Genomic DNA, 23,334 nt, shown 5'->3' on the forward strand with positions numbered 1-23,334 from the left:
ACGGAGGTGGCCGTTCGGCGTATCGGGATCAGCTCTTGGCGCCGTAGGGCGGGGCCTTCACCGGAGGCACGGCGACCACCGGGGCGATCGTGCCGGTGTAGGTGACGGTCGTGGTCTCACCGAGGGTCATCGATCCGCCGGAGACGACGGTTGCCGGACCTTCCGGTGCGCCGCCAAACGTCGCGGCAATGACTCCCATTGCGACGACGGCGCTGCCGCCGACTACCGCGGCGAGCGTCTGGACCCGGATGTTGCCGCTGATTCGTGCCATTTGGACTGCCAATCGTGTCGGAGGATTGCGGCACGAAACATCCCCTGACCTGGGGAAATCAAGCGCCGTTTGCGTTGCAGCCATGGTTTCGTAGCTTTTTGGCCCACGCGTGGCCACCCAAGCGAACCCACAGCGGGTTGACATTCGAATGGCAGGTGCACCCACAGATCATGTGCTCTGGCAACTCGAACGGCTGTGGCGGTGGCCACCTACTGGTTCGGCAAATTCCAAATTCAGTGGACGGTGATGAGACCATGGTGAGCGTGACTACCCATCAGTTGCCGTGGCAGACCGGTCAGCACCCGAAGCCGCGTACGTTCGCCCAGTCCACGAAGCTGCAGGACGTCCTGTACGAGATCCGTGGACCGGTACACGAACATGCCTCACGGCTGGAGGCTGAAGGTCACCGCATCCTCAAGCTCAACATCGGCAACCCCGCGCCGTTCGGCTTCGAGGCACCCGACGTGATCATGCGCGACATGATCCAGGCACTGCCGAACGCGCAGGGCTATTCCGACTCCAAGGGCATCGCCAGCGCGCGCCGCGCGGTATTCACCCGGTACGAACTGGTCGAGGGTTTCCCCCGGTTCGACATCGACGACGTGTATCTGGGCAATGGCGTCTCCGAGCTCATCACCATGACCCTGCAGGCGCTGCTCGACAACGGTGATCAGGTGCTCATCCCGGCACCGGACTACCCGCTGTGGACAGCCTCGACCGCACTGGCCGGTGGCACCCCGGTGCACTACATGTGCGACGAGACCCAGGGCTGGAATCCCGATGTCGCCGACATCGAGTCAAAGATCACCGAGCGCACCAAGGCGCTCGTCGTGATCAACCCGAACAACCCCACGGGTGCGGTGTACAGCCGCGAAACCCTGGAGCAGATGGTCGAGTTGGCCCGCAAGCATCAGCTCTTGCTGTTGGCCGACGAGATCTACGACAAGATCCTCTACGACGACGCCAAGCACATCTCGCTGGCCACGCTGGCTCCCGACCTGCTGACTCTGACCTTCAACGGGCTTTCCAAGGCCTACCGCGTGGCCGGCTACCGCTCGGGCTGGCTGGTCATCACCGGTCCCAAGGAGCACGCGAGCAGCTTCATCGAGGGCATCAGCCTGCTGTCGAACATGCGGTTGTGCCCGAATGTGCCTGCGCAGCACGCGATTCAGGTCGCCTTGGGCGGCCATCAGAGCATCGACGATCTGGTGTTGCCGGGCGGGCGGCTGCTCGAGCAGCGCGACATCGCCTGGACCAAGCTCAACGAGATCCCCGGGGTTTCCTGCGTGAAACCGGCCGGTGCGCTGTACGCGTTCCCGCGCCTGGATCCCGAAGTGCACGACATCCACGATGACGAGCAACTGGTGCTCGATCTGCTGTTGCAGGAGAAGATCCTGTTGACGCAGGGCACCGGATTCAACTGGCCCACACCGGATCACCTGCGTATCGTCACCCTGCCGTGGTCGCGGGACCTGGCCCACGCGATCGAGCGGCTGGGCAACTTCCTGGCCAGTTACCGCCAGTAAGGCCCACTACCACCCGTTGTTGCGCAGTCCGCACATCCACCATCCGTCACCGAGATCGACGGGATTGGTGCAGATGTCGCCGTAAAGGTCGGCGCCTTCAGGGGATTCGTTCGGGTCGTACAGATAGCCGCCCGCATCGTCGGGAATCCCGATCCACTGCGGAAAGAAGCGGCTACCCCCTCGATTGGACACTCTCCCCTCAGCCACGAGGAACCGTAACGCCCAAGGCAATTCGTTGCCGTAATACGCCGCCCCGGGATCGGTTTCGAGTGCCCGCTCGAACAACGGCCGGTGCATCGTGAACCAGGTTCGCGGTGCCACCATCCATGTCGAGTTCACCACTACGGTGACGACAACCAGTACCGGCACCACCGTCGCGAGAACTACCCAGCGGCGGCCTCTGATCGCCGCGACAACCACCGCCACCAGCCCAAACACATACAGCGCGCCCATGAGTGGGATCATCAGGATGTCGAAGATCCACCATGAGGTGTGCGACCAGTGCCACCAGAACCCGACCAGCCAGCACGCCAGGCCGCCCCAGAGCAACCACACCCACCACCTACCCACTCGCTGAGTATCGCTGCCGCACGCGCGTAGGCCCGCGTATGTAGCGTGGTGGCGGAAAATCGCGCCAGATCCCGCCACTGCGTTACGCACGCGGAGGCCAGGAACCCGACAGCCACCCGCTCTAGGCTGTCCGGGTGGCGCACACGCATTCCCACTCCCATTCGCTGGCCGGCCCGTCTCCGCTGGGCCCGTTGGCCGCACGCATCGTCGTCGGCCTGTTGGTGGCCATCGGGCTCGCGGTCCTCATCGGCGCGGCCGTGCTGTGGCCCAGCCACCAGAGGGTCGACATCCCCCTGCCGTTCCAGAACGCCGCGGGCGGAGCCGTCACCACCGAGGCCGGGCACGTGGTGTCCAGCACCCTGGCCGATTGCGGCAGCCCGTCGGCCGGAGGTGTGCTGACGGCCAAGCCGCAGCCCGCCGAGCCGGGTGCCGGCACGTGTGTGCAGAACCTGGTCGCCATCGATTCCGGCCCGAACAAGGGCGCCAAGACGTTGCTGGAGTTCACCACCGGGCCCGGGCAGCCGAATCTTGTTGCCGGAGACAATATCCGGGTGAGCCGGCAGGTCGATGCCGCCGGTACGACGAGCTACGCATTCTTCGACTACGAGCGCACCTGGCCGTTGATCGCGCTGGCCGCGGCGTTCACCGTGGTGATCGTGGCGGTGGCACGCTGGCGGGGCCTGCGCGCGATCATCGGCATCGTCGTGGCGTTCGCGGTGCTGATGCTCTTCCTGTTGCCCGCGCTGCGCGACGGTGCCCCGGCGGTCCCGGTGTCGCTGGTGGCCTCGGCGGCCATTCTCTACGCGGTGATCTATCTGGCCCACGGTGTCAGCCTGCGTACCAGCGCGGCCCTGCTGGGCACCCTGACCTCACTGCTATTGGCGGCCATATTGTCCTGGGCGGCAATCGAACTGGCTCACTTGACGGGGTTGTCCGAAGACCAGAACAACGAGGTTGCGGCGTATCTGGGCAACGTGTCGATCACCGGCCTGCTGCTGGCTGGGTTCATCATCGGCTCACTGGGCGTGCTCAACGACGTGACCATCACCCAGGCCTCGGCGGTGTTCGAGCTCGCCGAGCACGGCGGCAGCAGGCGCTCGATCTTCGCCGGTGCCATGCGGGTGGGCAGCGACCACATCGCCAGCACGGTCTACACCCTGGTGCTGGCCTATGCCGGCAGCGCGTTGCCGCTGCTGCTGTTGTTCAGCGTGGCCAACCGGTCATTGGCCGACGTGCTGACGGGTGAGAGCGTGGCCATCGAGATCGCCCGTTCCGCGGTAGGCGGTATCGCCCTGGCCCTGTCGGTCCCGTTGACGACGGCGATCGCGGCGGTGCTGGCGACGCCGACGAAATAGCGTCAGCCGGCGAGGTCCTTCTCGGTGAGCTCGGTGGCGGCCAGAGCGGCAGCCAGGGTGTCGTGCCGGAACACCGAGGTGACGTGGTCGTGCACCACCCGGAAGGCAGCGGCTCCGGCGTGAGCCGTCCCGTCAGCGGCCCGGACGGTCTGCTCGACGACGACCACACCGTCGTGCACGAACATCCGTCCCGGCGTGACGGTGTCGCCGACAGATGCGGCCCAGTCGCTCAGTGCGGCATGCCCCTGGGTGGCCCCGTTGGCATCGCCCAACTCGATGTCATCGCTGGACAGCGCGGTCAGGGTGTCGATGTCCTTGTCGTTCAGCGCGTCGTGCCAGGCCAGAACCGTGGCGATCTCGGATGTGGTCATGAACGAAACGTACGCCACTCAGAACGGTGTGCGGTCGAGCCAGGCGTCCCAAGTTGCGGTGTCGCCGAACACCTCGAGCCCGAGTTCGGCCGCGGTCCGCCGGCGCGTGACGGCCAACAGCAGGTCGTTGGCCGACCCGCGCAGCGCGACGGTGCCCTTGCCGTGGCTGTGTGACCATCCGAGGCCGTCTTCGTCGTGCTCCACCGTCCATTCGCCGGTGGGGCCCAGACCGTCGTCGGTGGCATGCAGGTGGATGCTGGCGCCGAACGCGAGCGGTTCGCCGTGCCGCTTTTTGGCCATACCGGTGGAGATCTCGAGCCACTCGCTGACCGCGTCGGCGGCGAGGTCGGCCGGCAGGACGAACGTGGTTCCCACGGCCAGCGCGGCGTCGGCGTGGTGAACCGCCACCTCGTGTACGCGTCGCCGGATCCACCAACCCCCGGGCTTGGGGCCCAGGAACGTCCACACCCTGGTGTCGGTGCCGACCTGGTCGACGGCCTTGAGGATCTGGGTCGCACCCGCATTGAGCCACTCGAGCGCGGCGTCGGGATCATCGGGCGGCCTGCCCTCGTGAACCTCGCGCGGATCGAGGGCCGACACCCGGCGCTCGGAGATAATCTGTGCCGCCCAACGGTTTCCGCGCCCGACGTGGCGGAACAGTTGCTTGATTGTCCAGTCCGGGCACGTCGGCACCGGTGTATCGGGATCGCTGGAGGCGATCAGCTCCCCGAAGCTCCGGGTCTGGTCGAGGAGTGCTGTGTGGAAGTCCACGTCACGAACTTACCGCTGTGCGTGCCTTCCCGAGCGCGATCGGCAGAGTCGACCAGCCCCGCAGGATGCGGGTCTCGCGACGGCTGCCTTCGCCGGCCGCCCGGGCATCGGGGAACCGGTCGAAGAAGGTCTGCAGGCCGACCTGACCTTCGGCCCGGGCGAGGGCCGCGCCGAGGCAGAAGTGCCGGCCGCCGGAGAACGACAGGTGCCGTCCGGCGTTGTCCCGTTCGATGTCGAAGCGGTGCGGATCGGTGAACACCGCGGGGTCTCGATTGGCCCCGGCCAGATGGATGATGACGAGTTCTCCGGCCTGCACCGGGGTTCCGGCCACTTCGGTGTCGCGGAGGGCTACCCGCGCGCTCATCAACACCGGTGAGTCCAGTCGCAGGATCTCCTCCACCGTGTTCGGCCACAGCTCGGGCCGCATCGCCAGGGTCTGCAGGTGTTCGGGATGGTCGAGCAGCATGCGGATGCCGTTGCCCAACAGGTTGACCGTGGTCTCGAATCCGGCCGCCAGCACGAGCCCGGCCAGGGCCCGCAGTTCCGCCTCGTTGAGCGGTTCCCCGGCCGCACCCGCGTCGGAGGCCTGGATGATCTGGCTGAGCAGGTCCTCACCGGGGTTGCGCCGCAGTTGACGCAGGTGACCGGTCAGCCAGGTCTCGAATCCGTGGATACCGGAGTTCACCTCCTGGTACTGACGCCAGGTCAATCCGATGTCCAGGCTGGGCGCGCCGAGCTCGCCGAAGCGCAGGATCTGGGACCGGTCGGCGTCGGGCACACCGAGGATGTCGCTGATCACGGCGACCGGCAGCTGTGCGCAGTACCGGTCGACGATCTCGACCACACCGTCGTCGTCCATCGAGTCCAGCAGTTCGTTGGCCGTTTCCTGGACCCGTTCGCGCAGCCGGGCGACGGCGCGGGTGGTGAACACCGAGGAGACGAGCTTGCGGTAGCGGGTGTGATCGGGCGGTTCCACGGCCAGCAGCGACGGCGGTAGCAGCGGGTGCAGCGACCCGTTGTCGGTCTTGTCGGCGACCCAGCGCAGCGGCTTCGGCAGGTTGCCGCCGAGCCGCGAAACCCGGAAGTCATCGGAGCGCAGCAGCTCGGTGGCCACGTCGTGGTTGAAGGTCATCAAGATGGCGCGGCCGCGCACAATCGGTCCGCGACGGCGCATTTCGTCGGCGAAGGGTGCCGGGTCGGCCCGCACCGCGGGGTCGGCGATGAGCCGAGCCTGCGGATCCCCATGACGCATCCCATACGCAGAGATGCCTCGAACCACCCCGTGCAGGGCCATCCACCGGATTCGTTCCCGCATGGCCCGAGCCTACGACTGCGGAATTTGTTCTACAAGCGTCAAACAGTGGCGACCGGACGGCCCAGCGCGTACACACGCCATCCGGCGTCCCGCCACCGCTGCGCGTCCAGGCAATTACGGCCGTCCACAACGACTTTGACGCGCACCGTGTCGGCCAGCTCGGCCGGGTCCAGGTCGACGAACTCGGCCCACTCGGTGAGCACCAGCACCGCATCGGCCCGATCGCAGGCTTCGATGACCGAGGTGGAGTAGTTCAACGTGGGGAACACCCGCTGTGAGTTGTCCATCGCCTTGGGGTCATACACGTTGACCGCAGCGCCGTTGAGCTGCAGCATGCCGGCGACGTTGAGCGCGGGCGAGTCGCGCACATCGTCGGATTCGGGCTTGAACGCCGCGCCCAGCACCGCGATGTTGGCGCCCAGCAGCGAACCACTGCAGGCCCGGGTGGTCAGTTCCACCATGGCAGTGCGGCGGCGCATGTTGATGCTGTCGACCTCACGCAGGAAGGTCAGCGCGTGGTTGGCGCCGAGCTCACCGGCGCGGGCCATGAACGCCCGGATGTCCTTGGGCAGGCAGCCACCACCAAAGCCCAGACCCGCGTTGAGGAATCGTCGTCCGATCCGCGGGTCGTAACCCAGCGCGTCGGCCAGCATGGTCACGTCGGCGCCGACGGCTTCACACACCTCGGAGATCGCGTTGATGAACGAGATCTTGGTGGCCAGGAACGCGTTGGCGGAAACCTTGACCAGCTCGGCGGTCTCCAAGTCGGTGACCAGGAACGGCACCCCGTCTGCGATCAGCGGCGCGTAGAGCTCACGCACAGCCGCCTCGCCCCGCACCGAATCATGCTGCACGCCAACCACAATGCGATCCGGGTGCAGCGTGTCGTGCACGGCGTACCCCTCGCGGAGGAACTCCGGATTCCAGGCCACCTCGACGTCCACATCAGCGGGTGCCAGGCCGCGGGCCCGCTCGGCCAGGTCGGCGGCCGTACCGACCGGGACGGTGGACTTGCCGACGATGACCGCCGACCGGCGCAGCTTTGGCACCAGGGTGTCGATGACGGCGTGCACGTGGCGCAGATCGGCGCTGTATTCGCCCTTCTTCTGAGGGGTGCCGACGCCGAGGAAGTGCACATCGGCGAAGTCGGCGGCCTCGTCATAGTCGGTGGTGAACCGCAGGCGCCCGGCAGACAGGTTGTCGTTCAACACCTTGCGCAGCCCGGGTTCGTAGAACGGGATGTCACCGGCGGCGAGTTTGGCCACCTTGCCCGGGTCGATATCGACCCCGATCACCTCGTGGCCGAGCTCGGCCATCCCCGCCGCATGTGTCGCGCCCAGATAGCCGGTACCGAAAACGGTGCATCGCATACTGCCTGGATAGGCGGCCAGTATGAGCTAGCTGCTACGCGACACTGAGCGGCAGGCCAACGTCAGGTGACGGTTGGTGGCGGGGCCGCGCGGTTCAGTGTCCGCCGAACGGGAACGGCCACAGCGATCCGCCGTCGCCACCCGACTTGTGAGAACCACCGGAACGACCGGGGTTCCAGTCGCCGGATCCCGAGCCACCCGGATTCCAGTCATCGGAGCCGCCAGAGCGTCCGGGGTTCCAGTCACCGGACCCGCGGCCCGGGTTCCAGTCACCCGATCCCCGGCCAGGGTTCCAGCCCGAACTCGGACCCGAACCCGATCCCGGGCCCCAGTCATCGGAGCCTGAACCGGGCCACTGCGGGGCTTCCGGTTCATGGCGCGACGGCGGGTCCCACCGCGGAGACTGCTCCCACGGCGGGCGGAAGATGTTCGGCAGCCGCGGCGCAGGCGGCAAAACGACCAGCGGCGGGATGTACGGCGCCGGCGGGTTGTAGATCGGTGGCGGCGGCGGCGCGGGCGGAGCTTCGGGTGCCGGAGCAGGCGCCTCAGGCGCGGGCGGCGGGGCCGCGGCGGGCTGTTCGACGTAGACCGTGCGCGGCGGAGCCTGCGGTGCGGGCGCCGGGGCTTCCTGCACCACCGGGATCGGGGCCTTGATGGTCTCTGGCGGCGGGGCCGGTGGCGGCGGTACGGCAGCTTCTGGCGGCGGCGCGGGGGCCGGCAGCTTGGCCGGGGCGCTGGGTGCCACTGCGCCCTGCGCCGGGGCCGGACGCTGATCAACCGTCGGCCGGATGCTCACCGCAAGCGAAATAACCAGGGCCACAACGCCAACCACGAACACCGACGTCAACGCCGAACCCACCAGGAGGAAGGGTTTCCGCTCCTCGTCCATCGGCATCTCGTCGGCGACGAGGTCCACCCCGTCGATGGCATCGGCACCGGCCGGGGCCATCTCGGTGGCCAGGCCGGCCAGCGCGTAGGCGCTGCCCGCGGTCGACCCGTCGGGATCTTGCGAATAGGCCAAACCGACCGTGGTGGCCTCGAACGCCGGAGCATTAGCCGACGCGAGTGCGGCACCGCGCGCCAGCGCCATCTCGGGCTCGTCCGGGGCGCTGACGGGGAGCGACACCAGAGGCTCCAGGTGCGCCTTGACCGAGGCGACGTCGACGCCTGAGCCGAGAACGAACATGCCCTGCGGTGCGGAATCGGCGGCGTCGACGGCAGCGGCCATATCGGTGAGCACGGCCATGGCGTCGGCGCTGTGCAGGGAGCGGCTCAGCACCTTGACCACAGAACCGTCGTCGGTCTTGACCACGGACAGCGTCGCGGCGTCACGGTCGATGAACAGCAGCGCCGTGGTGTCGTAACCGACCGCGCGGCCCACCGCCTGGGCCAGCGCGGCGGCGGCATGGCTTTCCGAGACCAGCATGACGTCGTCGATGCCGTGCGCGGACAGGGTGTCGCGCAGTGCGGCGGCGTCGGAATGGTCGGTCCAGGTGACCCCGATCGACTTCAGATGGTGCCCGCCCGCGGTCGCGCTCTCCTGGGTTCCGAGGATCGCAGCGACCACCTGATCGGCCGCGCTGATGGTTGCCGAATCTTCACCGGCGGTGACGTCGAAGACGTCGTGATCGACGGTAACTCCGTCGGCCTTCTCCCCCTCGACCAGCACCATGCGGACCGTTGTAGGTGCCATCGCCACACCCAATACGATGTCCACCGAGCCCTCCAATGTGTTTGCTACACTGCGTTTGTCGCCACTGCGCACACATTCCGCACGAACCGACAACTAGAACCTTCATCGGTGTAACCAGCTCGATCGTTACACCTGCGCTCGTTAGCTACAGCGCTTGGACTCCGGTCGGACCGCGGCGGCGTTGTGCGTGCCGGCGCCGGTTAGTTAGACCCTACTCGGCATTACGACAAAGAGCGCCGGCCGGTTCATCCCGCGCTGTCTTCCTCGGCCGGATCGGGACGCTGTTCGTGGTCTCCGAGCTGGCCAAAGTGCCCCAACTGCCCCAGCGTGCCGCCGAACAATCCCGGTCGGCGCTGCGGCAGGTGCCCGTGCACACCCTCGGCGTATGCGGACTCGGCGTGCTGTGTGAAGTCGACGCCGGTGGTCTCATCTTCGGGGCTGAGCCGGAATCCCATGAACCGGTCGATCGCCTTGGCGAGTCCGTACGACACGGTGAACGCGTAGACCGCCACGACGACCGCGGCCAGCAGCTGCTTACCCAGCTGCGTCAGCCCGCCTCCATAGAAAAGGCCCTGCGGCCCCTGGGTCATCACCTCGGTGGCCAGGAATCCGATCAGCAGCACGCCGACCACGCCGCCGACGAAGTGCACACCCACCACATCGAGAGAGTCGTCGTAGCCGAACCGGAACTTCAGGCCGATGGCAAAGGAACAGACCACACCGGCAGCCAGGCCCACCACGACCGCGCCCAGGGTGTTGACGGTGCCGCAGGACGGGGTGATCGCCACCAGGCCGGCCACCACGCCGGAGGCGGCGCCGAAGGTGGTCGGCTTGCCGTCGCGGACCTGCTCGACCGTCAGCCAGCCCAGCATGCCCAGGCAGCCGGCGACCAGGGTATTGAGGAAGATCGCGGCGGCGGTGCCGTTGGCGGCCAGCGCCGAGCCCGCGTTGAAGCCGAACCAGCCGAACCACAGCAGACCGACGCCGAGCAGCACGAAGGGCAGGTTGTGCGGGCGCATCGCGTCCTGCTTGAAGCCGATGCGGGGGCCGAGCACCAGGGCCAGCGCCAGGGCCGACGAACCGGAGACGATCTCGACGACGAGGCCGCCGGCGTAGTCGAGGACGCCCAGGCCGGCCAGCCAGCCACCCGGCCCCCAGACCCAGTGCGCGACGACGGCGTACACCGCGACCGCCCAGATCGGGACGAACAGCATCCAGGCGGCGAACTTCGCCCGGTCCGCGATGGCCCCGCTGACCAGGGCGGCGGTGATGATCGCGAAGGTCAGCTGGAACGTGGCGAACAACAGCTCGGGTACCGCGCCGTGGGCCGTGCTGGGGGTGATGCCGAGCATGCCGAAGTGCTGCAAGCCACCGATCAATCCGCCGCCGGCGTCCTCGGAGAACGCCAGGGTGTAGCCGACCAACAGCCAGGCCACCGTAACCAGCGGGATCGAGATGAAGCTCATCATGATCATGTTGAGCACGCCGGTGGTGCGGACCATGCCGCCGTAGAAGATGGCGAGGCCGGGGGTCATCAACAGGACCAGCGCGGTGCTGGCGAGCAGCCAAGCAGTGGCGGCCGGATCGATTTCGGGCACGTCGAGCTCCTTTGGTCTCGACGAGAATGTCGGGCGCGCGTTTCAGCTGCGCGGCGCGCGTGTTTCAGCCGTGTTTCGTGTTGCGGTGTGGTTACTGAAAGTTCACCGGGTGTGGGCTTGGCCTGCCGAGCGTGCGTGCCTGCCTCGCGGTCGCGGCGGCCCCGGAGTCGCCGCGCCCAGCCCCCGCAGTCGCCGCGCCGTTTTCTACACCAGGGCTGTTGATCGGCGATTCCACGACTCACACGTAGAAAACGACGCAGACGTGGCGAGGGCCAGACCCCGGATGCACGCCGAGTGGCCACTTATGACACGCGAATCGCCCGTTTACGTGTCATAACTAGCCACTCGGCAAGAGCGCCTACGACTTGATGAAGTTCAAATGCGAACGTGACGGCGTCGGCCCGCGCTGACCTTGATATTTCGAGCCGACCTTGTCGCTGCCATACGGGTGCTCGGCCGGGCTGGTCAGCCGCAGCAGGCACAGCTGGCCGATCTTCATGCCGGGCCACAACGTGATCGGCAGGTTGGCGACGTTGGAGAGCTCCAGGGTGATGTGCCCGGAGAACCCCGGATCGATGAACCCGGCCGTCGAGTGCGTCAACAATCCGAGACGCCCCAGCGAGGACTTGCCTTCCAAGCGCCCGGCGAGGTCGTCGGGCAGCGTGCACACCTCGAGCGTGGAGCCGAGGACGAACTCGCCCGGGTGCAACACGAACGGCTCACCCTCCGCGGGTTCGACCAGGCTGGTCAGCTCGTCCTGCTGTTTGGCCGGGTCAATGTGGGTGTAGCGGGTGTTGTTGAAGACCCGGAACAGGGTGTCCAGGCGAACGTCGACGCTCGACGGCTGCACCAGGGCATCGTCGAACGGCTCGATGGCCAGGCGTTTCGCGGCGATCTCGGCCCGGATGTCCCTATCGGAGAGCAGCACCCGACGAGCGTATCGGTTACCGACGGACCACCTGCGGCAACGGCGGCAAGGCGGTGTCGGCGTCGGGCCCCACCAAGGATTTCCCAGCCGCCCTCCCAACCAGTGGCACCACCTTGCGCACGACGGTGTGGATCGGCAGCTCGGGCGGCGAGATCGGCGCGGCATGTTCAACCGGGGTCGACGCCTGCGGCGGCGAGTTGCGAGGGCCCCCGCGCATGGTCACCGCCAGGAACACCGCACCCGCCACGATCAGCACCGCTGTCGCCACGACCATCGCCAAGGTGTGCGCCAGAGGGTCACGCTTGACTGCCGGCGCGGCCTCGTCGCGACGGTCTGCACTGGCGAGCAACGCGCCGCGCGCCAGCAGCAAGGCCGCGTCGTCACCGAGGACGACCGGCCGCGACATCACCGAATTCACTTCCTCGACAAGACTTTCCGCATTGGGTGTCGAACCCGCGATGGCAACCGCGGAGATCGGTTCGGAGAAGCTGTCACAGACGCCGCGCAGCGCCAGCACTGCGGTGGCCGCATCAGGTCCAACCAGACGGCGGCTGTGTGTTCGGCGCGTACCGTCCTCGCCCTCGGCGCCGATCGCGGCCAACATGGTCTCGTCGGGTTCCATGACGCATAGTGCGATCGAGTCGCAGTCCGCGATCTGAACGGTGTATTCGGCGGCGGCTGCGAGCGCGTCGTTGGTGGAGACCACCTCGACGTTGGCAATGCCCAGCTCCTTGAGAGCCTCGAGGATCGACTTGGCCTCGCTGGCCACCTCGTCGGTCCAGGTCAGGGCGACGCGGTCGACGACGTATCCGTTCGCCGGGGCGGCGGCGCAGGTGCCGAGCACCGCGTTGACGACGTGCTCACTGAAGTCGGGGTGCTCGACGCCGATGCGGGTGTGCGCGTCGAAACCGTCGTGGTCGATCATCGCGCCGTCGCCGCGAGTGCCCTCCACCAGGAGAAGCCGGGTATCGCGCGAGGTCATGGCGATACCGATAACAACATCCATGGGAAAACCCCTCGATTGATTCGGCCCGTGGTGGGGGCCTGCTCGCTCCATTCAGCGCCGGATGGAGCCCAGGACGACCGACGGTAGACAGGGCGCCTGAGAGCGAAAGCCCAAGCTGTTATGCGACTCTCAGGGTCGGGCGTGAACAGGAATCATGTTCTGGGGTCGTATCTTTCGCCACCCGGCCCGAAGCACCGGGTCCGCACTGGGCAACGGTCGATCGGCCGCGTCGACGACCTTCGCCAGGCGGGGGCTGCCCCACGGGTCAGCCGGCGTCAATTTCTCAGACTCGCGGCGGCGTTGTCCGCCCGCCTTACCCACAACGCAGGCCGAGTTGCTATCCTTCGTCAGCACCATGCCGATGTAGTTCAATGGCAGAACATCAGCTTCCCAAGCTGAATACGCGGGTTCGATTCCCGTCATCGGCTCCATACATACAGGTCAGCGGCGTATAGCAAATTGCCAGCTAACTCGAATCGGCGGAATCCTTCCTGCTCACCTAAGCAAATCTGGCGCGCGATCACCGGAAACGATTTAGACCACACGAGTAGCATCAACACTTGTCGGGGGCCATCGGCCGGAGGTACCGATCATGATCGACGCGACCCGCTCACTCGTTGTTACTGCCGCAGCAATACTGACGCTGGGCGTCAGCACCGCCGTCGCCAATGCCGACCCGCCAGCACCCGGCTCCCCCTGCGGCCCCGACAAGGTGATCACGTCCGTCAACACCTGCGAGCCGCTCAACTCATCGTGCACGGGGTATGACGGCATGGTGATTGGGCGGGTGGCCGCTGACGGCCGATGCGTGATTCCGGGGCTCGACGGCACCCGGTGGTAGGCCGGACCGGTAGCGCGAGAGTCGTCACCGACCGTCGGTGATGGCAGCTGCTCCAGCACCAGACGACTACGAGAGTGGTTGCAGCACAATACTTCAACAAACCACGGCGGACGGCATTCTTCACCGTCACGCACGCGCCTGATCTTGCCGGCACCCGGCTCACGCCGCCACACCCTCCCATTCATTGAGAACCCTCATTGACAATCGCCGTCGCCGTGGCAGACAGTGCTAGACGTCCGCGGAACGAAAGGCACGTCATTGAGCACGAACCAGCCCGAAGACCAGCTCAACGAGCTCGGCTATTACGCGGTGACCCGTCACCCCGCGGATGTCCGGGTGGTCCTGCCCGAAGCCCGTACGGCCGAAGGCCTCGGTTTGGGTTCCTGCCACATCGGTGAACGCTTCACGGTGAAGGACGCGGCGGTGCTCTCCGGCGCGGTGGCGGGCTGCAGCACAACCCTGGGGATCGCGCCGTCGACCAACTACCACACGCGGCACCCAACAGTCACCGCCACAGTGGGATCGACGATGCACGCGCTCACTGAGGGTCGCTTCGCCATGGCGTTCGGACGCGGAATGGCGGCGTACTGGAACGTGATCGGTCTCCCGGTGGTGACCGAGGCCCGGCTGCGTGACTTCTTCGGCATCCTGCGCCGGCTCTGGGCCGGCGAGATGATCCTGGACCATGACGGCCCGGCCGGGAAGTGGCCGTTCCTGCGCCACACCAGCGGCCTGCCCGACGGACCTCCCATCGGTTTGGTGGCGGTCGGCCCCAAGACGATGGAACTCGCCGGTGAGATCGCCGATTTCGTTGTGCTCCATACGTTCTTCTCCGATGAGGCGACGACGTCGTCGGTCGCGGCAGTGCGCCGGGGCGCGGAACGTGCGGGCAAGGATCCCGACAGCGTCCGCATCTGGGCCTGCCTGGCAACAGTTCCCGACGCGTTGTCACCGGAGGACCAGTTGCGCCGCGGAGTTGGCCGGCTGGCGACGTATCTGCAGGCCTACCCGGACGTGCTCGTTACGGCCAACGGCTGGGATCGCGCGGTGTGGGACCGGATCAGGCAGTCCGAGCTGTTCACCGATGCCGCCACCGCCGGGCCCATCGACGCCAGCGCCTCATTCGAGACGCTGCAGCGGATCGCCGAGCTGATTCCCACCGAATGGTTGGATTCGGTGGCCAAGGGGTCACCGCAGGACTGCGCGAAGACGATTGCCCGGCAGTACGACCTGGGCGTGCACTCCGTCATCATGCATGGGGCGAGCCCACACGAACTCGCGCCCGTGGTCCAGGCCTACCGGGCGGACCGGCCGACGCTGCGGCGAGCTGTCGCGGCGAACCCGGGCAGGTTTGCCTGAACGCCCGCGAATCTCCGCAGGCCGCCCGCGCTCTGGAGCAGTGGCGGGCCGCGGTTCCCTCCGCGGTCATCCAGTCGGCCGCGGGCACCCGGCTGAACAAGCGCGGCCTCGAGACCCGCGCGCGTCTGCTCGACGTCGCCATCCGCTGTCTGGCCGACAGCGGTGGCGAGCCGGTGTCGGCGAACCGCATCGCCAAGGATGCGGGCGTCACCTGGGGCACGGTGCAGCATCAGTTCGGCGACCTGGACGGTCTGTGGGTGGCGGTGATCACCGAGATCCATTCCCGCAGTTGGGCATCCAATGCGGATGTCCGGCCGTCCCGCAGCGGCACCCTGCGCGAGCGGGTCACCGCGGCCATCGATTCCATCTGGACGTACCTGGACACCACCGAGGGACGGGCGCTCACGGCGTTGCGCACCTCGCTGCCGCCGCGCCGTTCGGATATCGCCGCCGAATACCCGCAGACAGCAGCGGCTTTCGCGGCGCGCGAACTCGATTGGATTCAAGGCTTCGACTACCTGATGGACGGGCTCGACCTCGACCCGGACCAGCTGTACCGGGTGCGGTGCCTGCTTCCCGCCGCGATCCGCGGCCTGAGCAACGAACGCCAAGTGGGTTTCACCTCGGATCTCGAGATCGCCCGTGCGACGTTGACCGACGCGGTGGTGGCATTGCTGTCCCAGCCACGGGCGTGAGGGCGAGCGGGGCCGCGCCGATTTCTACACCAGGGCTGTTGCTCGGCCGCGGTCACGACTCTGAGGTAGAAAGCGACGACGTGGCCCCGGCCCCAGCCCCGGTCCGCGCCCGCGCCCGCCGCGTCAACGGATAACAGCACAGCCCGATCAACAGCGCCGACACATGGCCGATCGCGGTGAAGTTGATATTGCTCACCAACGCGGCGCCACAGTAGATGAACGCCGCACCCAGGTACAGCCACCGCCACGGCCGCGCGATGCGATACGCCAGTACGGCGCCCACCCCGGCGAGGAAGTAGCTCACCCCGATGTCGCGGACATGGACGAGCCGTTCAGGCGCGAGGTGATCGTGGATCGCCAGGTACAGCAAGCCCTCGCTGATGTAAGTCGCCAGCACATGAGAAATCAAACCGACTGCAAGCCAACGAATTTGGCCGAGCCAGCGTTCGGCCGGCGCAAGAATGAGGGTGAAGAGCACCAGGTACGGGGTCCAGAACCGTCCATCGATCCAGAACAGGCTCGTGAATAACACGTAGAGCGGATCGGTCCCCAGATGGTGGATGTTGGTCGAGCTCTGGACCAGGAGGTCATGCAGCTCCCGACCATGTGTCTGGCGCTGGATGATCGTGGTGACGAGCAGAATCGCCAACCACGCGTACGTCAGCGGGGCGCTGCGAACATATCGCCACACCGCCGCCGACCATGACTTCAGACGCACGGTAACCAGTATGGACACGGCGGCTGGACGTTCGCCGAGATTGTGCCGAAGACAAGGAATGTCGCCCGGCCCGGCGGGCGAGGACACCGCGAATCACCTTGACATGACAGGTTTTTGCATACAAAAAAACCTACGTTGACGCGCGGCAAGGAGCTTGACGGCGTCCCATTACCATGCCGGAAACTCACAGCCACTACTCCGGCTTCCCGTGGGATACTCACTGGATGGGCGGCGCGTCGCGGCACGATATGACCCGAACTCCGGTCGACGAACTGTCGGCATTCGAAGTGGCAACCCGAGATCTGGTGGGCGTTGCGCTGCGCAGCGTGGAGCAACTGGAGATCTCGCTCCCGCAATTCCGGCTGCTGCTCGTGCTGCAGGAGCACGGGAAGTCGACATCGACAGAGTGCGCCCAGGCGCTCGGCGTGGTCGGATCGACGGTGACCCGGCTGGCCGATCGGCTGGATGCCTCCGGTCATCTGGTTCGCGGTTCCGACCCCACCAACCGCAGCGTCGTCACGCTGTCGCTGACCGACCGCGGACGCAAACTGGTTCGGCAGATCACCACCCGACGCCGGCGCGAACTGAGTCGAGTACTGGACCGCCTCGACCCGACCGAGCGCGCAGCGTGCGCCGCGACGTTGCGGAGCTTCCACGAGCTAGTCACCGATGACGACCACGACGACCTGAACCGGCCGATACCGCTGTAGAAATATCGCCCCGAAAAGGCGATTGACAAACTCGTGCCGCAAGAGATGTTGTGGCACACAACGTTTGTGGACTGTTGCGATTTGGTGCGGCGATTTCCCGGGACAGTGCACCTGATCGGGCCTAGTGTCAGCCAACATGGAATCGAACAACGATGACATGACCGAAACCGATCGCAATCAGCGCGGCAAATTATCGAGACGTTCGATGCTGGGGGGCATCGCGGCCGCCGGAGTCGGTGCGGCCGCCGTGGGTGCTTTGGCCTCCGGCTGCGACGACACCGGAAAGCCGACTGCCAGCGGACACACCGGCCCGCCCGACTACGGCACGGGCATCAACGAGGGCTTCAACGGGAAGATCGAACTGGACATTCGTGATTCGAAACCGGATTGGAAGCCCTTCGAGCTCAAGCACGCGCCCGAGGGTGCACCCAACGTCCTGGTGGTGCTCTATGACGACACCGGCATGGCCTCATGGTCACCCTATGGCGGCAGGATCAACATGCCGACGCTGCAAAAGTTGGCCGACAACGGACTCACCTATTCGCAGTGGCACACCACGGCGCTGTGCTCGCCCACCCGGTCCTGCCTCTTGACCGTCCGTAATCACCATGTGAATCGGTTCGCGAGCATCACCGAGGGTTCCGAAGGTTTCCCGGGCACGGCAGCCCGCCTGCCCGCGCAGTGCGCGACGGTCGGCCAGGTGCTCCAGGAGAATGGCTACAGCACCTTCTGGGTCGGCAAGAACCACAATGTGCCCGAAGAGGACGTCTCCAGCGGCGGCAGCAAATCAGAGTGGCCGCTGCAGAAGGGATTTGACCGCTTCTACGGATTCCTCGGTGGGGAAACCAACCAGTGGTATCCCGGCCTGACCGAAGACAATCGGTTCATAGACCAGCCGTATACCCCTGAACAGGGTTACCACTTGTCGAAAGACCTTGCCGATCAAGCGCTCCGAATGTTGCGCGATCAACGGTCCAGTAACCCCTCCAAGCCCTGGTACATGTGGTTCTGCCCCGGCGCGAACCACGCGCCACACCACAGCCCCGAGGAGTACTCGGCCAAATACAAGGGCAAGTTCGACGACGGCTACGAGGCCTACCGCGAATGGGTGCTCAACCGAATGATCGACAAGGGCATCATGCCCAAAGGCACTGAGCTGACCCCGATCAATCCACTGCCAGAAGACGTGGCCGTGGAGGCGGACGCGGTACGCCCATGGGATTCCCTGAACGCAGACGAGAAGAAGCTGTTCTCCCGGATGGCGGAGGTGTTCGCCGGCTTCTCCGAGTACACCGATGCCCAGGTCGGCCGCGTGGTCGACTACCTGGAGCAGACCGGACAGCTGGACAACACCCTCATCTTCTACTGCGCCGACAACGGCGCATCAGGTGAGGGGTCGCCCAACGGCTCGGTCAATGAGAACAAATTCTTCAACGGGTACCCCGACGACTTGGCCGAGAACATGAAGATGATCGACAAGCTCGGCACTCCCGATACCTACAACCACTATCCGACGGGCTGGGCGGTGGCGTTCTCCACACCGTTCCAGATGTTCAAGCGCTATTCGCAGTTCTCCGGCGGAACCTGCGACCCGATGGTGATCCACTGGCCCAAGGGCATCAAGGCCAGGGGTGAGGTGCGCCATCAGTACCACCACGCAACTGACGTTATGCCAACCATTCTCGACGTCGCGGGTATAGAGATGCCGGAGGAGTATCGCGGCATCAAGCAGTACCCGATAAATGGGGTGTCGATGCGGTACACCTTCGACGGTGCCGATGCGCCCACCACCAAGAAGCGTCAGTACTACGCGATGCTGGGCACCCGCGGGATCTGGCAGGACGGCTGGAAGGCGGCGGCGCTGCACGCACCGATCAGCGGCAAGGGCCATTTCGATCAGGACAAGTGGGAGCTGTTCCACGTCGACGAGGATCGTTCCGAGTCGAAGAACGTGGCCGATCAGAATCCGGCCAAGCTCAAGGAGCTGGTCGACGCGTGGAACGAGGAGGCCAAGAACAACTACGTGCTTCCCCTCGACGACCGCACCGCGGTCGAGCTGATCACCATCGAGCGGCCGCAGTTCGAACCGTCCCGCACTCGTTACCTCTATTACCCGGAGACCGCGCCGGTGCCTGAGGGCGTGGCGGCCAACATCCGCGGCCGGTCCTACAAGATCATCGCCGACGTCGACATGACCAAGGACGCTCAGGGCGTGCTGTTCGCGCACGGTTCACGCTTCGGCGGGCATGCCCTGTTCATCAAGGACAACAAGCTGCACTACGTCTACAACTTCCTGGGCATTCAACCCGAGCAGGTCTTCGTCTCCGGTCCGCTGCCGGAGGGCAAGCACGCACTGGGCATGGAGTTCAAACGGGAAGGAAAGGGCCCGAACGGCGAATCCACCGGCACCACAATCCTTTACGTGGACGGCAAGGAAGCGGCCAGGGGTCCGATGCGGGCACAGATCGGCAAGTTCGCGCTCGCCGGCGACGGGTTGTGCGTGGGGTTCGACAGTGGCGACAACGTGTCGTCGCTGTACCAGAATCCGGGTCGGTTCACCGGCGGCACCATCAGAGGCGTCGCGGTCGACGTCAGCGAGGAGTCCTACGTCGACCTCGACAAGGAAGCCCAGGCCGCGTTCGCGACGGACTGAGTCCAAACGGGAGTTCCCCTAGCCGCCCGAGCATTCCCGCTCGGGCGGCTAGGGGGCCAGGAAATGGCCCTCCGCTTTTCGACACGTCGCTGATTCGCCAAAGTACGTCCAACTCCGCAACTCCCGTCGTCCAGGCGAATTCCCGCTGTTGCGATCACAGCGCAGCGAACGAACGCGGTCTATGCAGATTGGGACAGCCGCGCACTGTCACACGCTCATTCGGGGCAGCGCGACCGATGCCACACAGGAACTGGTTTCAGTTCGGTGCTGATGAATCCCGCTCGTAGGCAACATGTTTGAATTTTGAACCTTCATGCGCGCCGCCGATCGAGCTGCCGAACCAGTAAATCCCCAGTTCACCGGCGTGATATCGACGCGCGCACACGTCGCGACTTCAATCGAAATTTCCCGAGATCATGTTCCTAGAGCCTCTCACTGGCTACCTTCAGGCGTCCCCAGCCCGTGCCAGGAAGGAACACACCTTGCAAATCTCCCTACGGCCCTACATGACCGCGGGTTTCACCCCGGCGGGAGTGCCAGCGCCATCCCGGCTACACCCATTGCGCCGCCCCCGCTAACAGCGTCGGCCACACACGTCTCGGCCGCATCCATCGCTTCCACCGCAGCGGCCACTAGCTCCGCCGACCCGTCGCCCGCTGGTGGCACGTCATCGGAACAACGGCGGAGGACATCGGCAAACTCGGCATTTCTGCAACTGCCGAACTGGCGACGGTCGACGAAGGCGTCGAAGAAAATCGGCCCCTGGCAAGCGCTTTCATCACACCGACCCGTCTGCCATCTTCACATCTCAGCTATTCGTCGAAATAGCTTGTGCAAGTTCATACTTCGACACAGTAACGCCTTTGCGCGTCGGCCCGAACATCGGCATCCAGTTCGGAAAAAGCAACCTCACCAACGTCCAACGTCATCTACGTCTAGAAGGGGAAGTCCAAGTGGAAGTATCCGTTCGTTCATATCTCTCCGCCACCACCGCGCTTGTTGGTGCCGGTGCGATAGCTCTGAGTCCCGTCAGTCCCGTTGATTCCAATCTGAGTGATCTGCGGGCTCCTGTGGTGGAGTCGGATGTCGGGTTGGTCGCGGCACCGTTCCCGTTGCAGACCGTGTTGAACACCGCCATCAACTCGGCGAACAACGTGTATGCGGTGGGGCAGGGAATGTGGGCGTTGCCGGCGCCTCTGTTGCGGCAGGTGGCTGCCAATCTGATCCAGTACGCCTCGATTGAAGTCGGTGCTTTTCAGTCGGCGGCCAATGCTGCGGTGGGGTATTTCGGGACCGACTTCCCAGAGATCATGCAGAACGCGATCGCTGCGTTGGACTCCGGTGATTTCGATGCGTTCATGAGCGGTGTGAACAACGCGACCTTCTCGTTGTTCTATCAGGTGTTGATGCCGATGCAGTCTGCGATGGCGATCCCGCAGCACGTTGTGGCCAGCCTGTCGGCCACGGTCACCTACGTCACGGGCGCTTTTGTGACCGCTTTGGGGGCCGCGGCGCTGATGGGGACGCTTCCCGCGGTCACCGCTGCGGCCGGTTCCGGCATGCAGGCCATCTATGACCAGGCCAGCGGTGGTAATTGGTTGGGGACGGTTGCTGCTGTGGTTGACCTGCCTGCCGTGGTGACCAACGCGGTCCTCAACGGGGTGAACCAAGTCGGGGGCCTGCTGGGGCCGGCCAACAGCATCATCGCTGGCGGCGGCATATTAGGTGCGTTTGCGCAGACGCTGCCCAGTGGACTGGCTTCGGCGATCATGGCCCCGGGCGCACAGAACATCGCGACCGGGGGCACGGTGGAAGCGGCGATGCAGGATTTTGCCACCCAACTAAGCACCGAGTGGCCCACGCCCGACGAGTTGGCGGCCATCCCGACGGGTATCACGGCAGGGCTGCAGGGCCTGCCACAGGCAATGCTGAATGTGGCCGGTAATGCGTTGGGCGGGTTGATCGGTGGCGGTGGTTTTGCTGCGTTCGCCCCGGCGGAACAGGTCGTGGAGCTGAGCCTGTCGGGTGACGTGGCGCCTTCCGCCACGGCTGCACGTAGTGATGTGGCGTCCTTGACCGCGGCCGTCGGTGGTGGGGTGGCCGACCGGCCGGCTGGTGTGAATCTTGGCGGCTTCGATATGGGGGGCGGTGGACTGATTGGGATGTTCATCGGTAACGGGACTGCTGAGAACCCCAACGCCGGGATCCTGATCGGGAAGGGCTACAGCTACGGCACGGTGGCCGGGGACTGCACGTCGACCTGTGATGGTGGCAACGGCGGGATGTTGTTCGGCACGGGCGGCAACGGCTTCGGCGGTGGGACCGGTGGCAGCGTCGGCCTGATCGGCAATGGCGGCGTCGGCGGTGCGGGCACCCTTGAGCATCTAAATGGTGGTGTTGGCGGTAAGGGCGGCATCTTCGGCAACGGCGGCGCCGGAGGCGCCGGGTTCGGCAACGGCAACGGTGGTAGCGGTGGCAATGCCGGGGTGTTCGGCAACGGTGGCACCGGCGGTGCGGCCGGTGGGAGCGGCGGGACCGGCGGTACGGGCGGTCTGGGTGGTTTGTTCGCCGGCAACGGTGGTACCGGTGGGTTCGGTGCCGGCGCTGGTGGTGACGCTCGCGCCATCGGCAACGGCGGCACCGGCGGCGCCGGCAACGTCAACAACCCCACTGGCGGTGACGGAGGCACCGGTGGCGCGGTGTTCGGCAGCGGCGGCACCGGCGGTGCCGGCGCGTTCGGCAGCACCGCCACCGGCGGGGTGGGCGGTACCGGTGGTCGGGGCGGTGACGCGATCTCCCTGGTCGGCAACGGCGGTACCGGCGGGGAGGGCGGCAGATCTCAAGCGGCTCGGGGCAAGACCGGCGGTACCGGCGGTGACGGTGGCTCCGGTGGAAAGGTCTTCGGCCAGGGCGGTACCGGCGGGCAAGGCGGCACCGGCAGTGTAGCTGGATCTATCCAGGGCACCGGCGGTACCGGCGGGAATGGCGGTAGCAGCACCGGAATCCTGGGCACCGGCGGTAACGGCGGCACCGGCGGCACCGGCGGTGCCGGCGGTGCCGTCGCCACCACGCACACCGGTAACGGCGGTAACGGCGGTAAGGGCGGTGCCGGCGGACTCAACGGCGGCGCGGGCGGCGCCGGGGGCACCGGGGGCACAAGCTCCAATTCCCAACCCGCCGGGACCGGCGGCACCGGCGGCGTCGGAGGCACGGGCTTCGGCGGCAAACGCCCCGGCAGCACCGGAAAGCCCGGCAGCGGACCCTCCGGCGTACAGGGCGGAAAAGGTGGAAAGGGTGGAGCCGGAGGCGGCCTCTGACCCACCCCAACCCCACCAATGCAGTCAAAACATCAGTGGCCCAGCATGATCCACTGCACCCAGTCGTGAATTCGGTCTAGACATCGCGAGCTAGCCCAGTCATGACAACAACGATCCACCCCCTCCGGTCCCCAACGGAGGGGGTGGGTTGCGTTGTAGTTCAGTATTTTTCGCTTCCCGCAGAGGGTTCATACCCCCTTTGCCTCTGCGTGGCAGCATTGGAACTGAAATGCTCTGCAAATTAAAGAGATTCAGCCATAGCCTCTG

At 66.0% G+C, this 23,334-nt stretch carries 19 protein-coding genes and 1 tRNA gene; 9 read left to right on the forward strand and 11 right to left on the reverse strand.

Translation table 11 applies throughout. The features are described from left to right. Nucleotides 1–28 precede the first annotated feature (28 nt). Entirely contained in the window at nt 29–271 is a 243-nt protein-coding gene (locus tag ACWEFV_RS05765) for a hypothetical protein (protein ID WP_135451939.1), read from the reverse strand. 236 nt (nt 272–507) lie between these two features. Here ACWEFV_RS05765 and ACWEFV_RS05770 point away from each other — a divergent pair, with 236 nt between their 5' ends. Next, on the forward strand, nt 508–1,797 hold the full coding sequence (locus ACWEFV_RS05770) for a pyridoxal phosphate-dependent aminotransferase (RefSeq protein WP_167857696.1): 1,290 nt from the start codon (nt 508–510) through the stop codon (nt 1,795–1,797). Between the two features lie 6 nt (nt 1,798–1,803). On the opposite strand, the gene ACWEFV_RS05775 is transcribed toward ACWEFV_RS05770, so the two are convergent. Then, complete coding sequence (locus ACWEFV_RS05775) at nt 1,804–2,352, reverse strand: hypothetical protein (protein ID WP_450069397.1); 549 nt, start codon at nt 2,350–2,352, stop codon at nt 1,804–1,806. Between the two features lie 149 nt (nt 2,353–2,501). On the opposite strand from ACWEFV_RS05775, the gene ACWEFV_RS05780 reads away from it, so the two are divergent. Then, on the forward strand, nt 2,502–3,722 hold the full coding sequence (locus tag ACWEFV_RS05780) for a YibE/F family protein (RefSeq protein WP_450069398.1): 1,221 nt from the start codon (nt 2,502–2,504) through the stop codon (nt 3,720–3,722). A 2-nt stretch (nt 3,723–3,724) separates the two neighbouring features. Here ACWEFV_RS05780 and ACWEFV_RS05785 read toward each other — a convergent pair whose 3' ends face one another. The 8 genes from ACWEFV_RS05785 to ACWEFV_RS05820 form a co-directional block, all read right to left on the reverse strand. Beyond that, nucleotides 3,725–4,093, reverse strand: a complete 369-nt coding sequence (locus ACWEFV_RS05785) for a nuclear transport factor 2 family protein (RefSeq protein ID WP_450069399.1) — start codon at nt 4,091–4,093, stop codon at nt 3,725–3,727. An 18-nt stretch (nt 4,094–4,111) separates the two neighbouring features. Then, complete coding sequence (locus ACWEFV_RS05790) at nt 4,112–4,864, reverse strand: maleylpyruvate isomerase family mycothiol-dependent enzyme (RefSeq protein ID WP_450069400.1); 753 nt, start codon at nt 4,862–4,864, stop codon at nt 4,112–4,114. 1 nt (nt 4,865) lies between these two features. Further along, nucleotides 4,866–6,179: a cytochrome P450 gene (locus tag ACWEFV_RS05795; protein ID WP_450069401.1), complete on the reverse strand. Its 1,314-nt coding sequence runs from the start codon at nt 6,177–6,179 to the stop codon at nt 4,866–4,868. A 38-nt stretch (nt 6,180–6,217) separates the two neighbouring features. Then, nucleotides 6,218–7,549: a UDP-glucose dehydrogenase family protein gene (locus ACWEFV_RS05800; RefSeq protein WP_450069402.1), complete on the reverse strand. Its 1,332-nt coding sequence runs from the start codon at nt 7,547–7,549 to the stop codon at nt 6,218–6,220. A gap of 94 nt (nt 7,550–7,643) precedes the next feature. Continuing rightward, nucleotides 7,644–9,266 (reverse strand): DUF7159 family protein, encoded by a 1,623-nt coding sequence (locus tag ACWEFV_RS05805; protein WP_450069403.1) that lies wholly within the window; start codon nt 9,264–9,266, stop codon nt 7,644–7,646. A gap of 221 nt (nt 9,267–9,487) precedes the next feature. Beyond that, nucleotides 9,488–10,840 (reverse strand): ammonium transporter, encoded by a 1,353-nt coding sequence (locus ACWEFV_RS05810; RefSeq protein WP_450069404.1) that lies wholly within the window; start codon nt 10,838–10,840, stop codon nt 9,488–9,490. A 358-nt stretch (nt 10,841–11,198) separates the two neighbouring features. Then, entirely contained in the window at nt 11,199–11,768 is a 570-nt protein-coding gene (gene dcd / locus ACWEFV_RS05815; protein WP_039313451.1) for a dCTP deaminase, read from the reverse strand. Between the two features lie 16 nt (nt 11,769–11,784). Continuing rightward, the gene (locus tag ACWEFV_RS05820) at nt 11,785–12,774 is read right to left on the reverse strand and encodes a DUF7159 family protein (RefSeq protein WP_450069405.1); all 990 of its coding nucleotides are present in this window, start codon (nt 12,772–12,774) and stop codon (nt 11,785–11,787) included. A 357-nt stretch (nt 12,775–13,131) separates the two neighbouring features. Here ACWEFV_RS05820 and ACWEFV_RS05825 point away from each other — a divergent pair. From ACWEFV_RS05825 to ACWEFV_RS05840, 4 genes are all read left to right on the forward strand, one after another. Beyond that, nucleotides 13,132–13,205, forward strand: a tRNA-Gly gene (locus ACWEFV_RS05825). Between the two features lie 161 nt (nt 13,206–13,366). After that, complete coding sequence (locus ACWEFV_RS05830) at nt 13,367–13,615, forward strand: hypothetical protein (RefSeq protein WP_450069406.1); 249 nt, start codon at nt 13,367–13,369, stop codon at nt 13,613–13,615. A gap of 258 nt (nt 13,616–13,873) precedes the next feature. Further along, entirely contained in the window at nt 13,874–14,974 is a 1,101-nt protein-coding gene (locus ACWEFV_RS05835; protein ID WP_450069407.1) for a TIGR03857 family LLM class F420-dependent oxidoreductase, read from the forward strand. Between the two features lie 173 nt (nt 14,975–15,147). Continuing rightward, nucleotides 15,148–15,669 carry a TetR/AcrR family transcriptional regulator gene (locus ACWEFV_RS05840; protein ID WP_450069408.1) on the forward strand — a complete coding sequence of 174 codons (522 nt, stop codon included), beginning with the start codon at nt 15,148–15,150 and terminating at the stop codon, nt 15,667–15,669. Nucleotides 15,670–15,721: 52 nt separating this feature from the next. Here the strand turns inward: ACWEFV_RS05840 and ACWEFV_RS05845 are convergent, their stop codons facing one another. Then, nucleotides 15,722–16,381, reverse strand: coding sequence for a rhomboid-like protein (locus ACWEFV_RS05845; RefSeq protein WP_450069740.1), 660 nt, complete (start codon nt 16,379–16,381; stop codon nt 15,722–15,724). Between the two features lie 230 nt (nt 16,382–16,611). On the opposite strand from ACWEFV_RS05845, the gene ACWEFV_RS05850 reads away from it, so the two are divergent. The 3 genes from ACWEFV_RS05850 to ACWEFV_RS05860 all read left to right on the forward strand — a co-directional run bounded on the left by ACWEFV_RS05850 (nt 16,612) and on the right by ACWEFV_RS05860 (nt 23,067). Continuing rightward, nucleotides 16,612–17,097, forward strand: a complete 486-nt coding sequence (locus tag ACWEFV_RS05850) for a MarR family winged helix-turn-helix transcriptional regulator (protein WP_450069409.1) — start codon at nt 16,612–16,614, stop codon at nt 17,095–17,097. 136 nt (nt 17,098–17,233) lie between these two features. Further along, on the forward strand, nt 17,234–19,750 hold the full coding sequence (locus tag ACWEFV_RS05855) for an arylsulfatase (protein ID WP_450069410.1): 2,517 nt from the start codon (nt 17,234–17,236) through the stop codon (nt 19,748–19,750). 1,073 nt (nt 19,751–20,823) lie between these two features. Beyond that, the gene (locus tag ACWEFV_RS05860; RefSeq protein WP_450069411.1) at nt 20,824–23,067 is read left to right on the forward strand and encodes a hypothetical protein; all 2,244 of its coding nucleotides are present in this window, start codon (nt 20,824–20,826) and stop codon (nt 23,065–23,067) included. Nucleotides 23,068–23,334: the final 267 nt, after the last annotated feature.

Source organism: Mycobacterium sp. NPDC004974 (assembly GCF_053600815.1).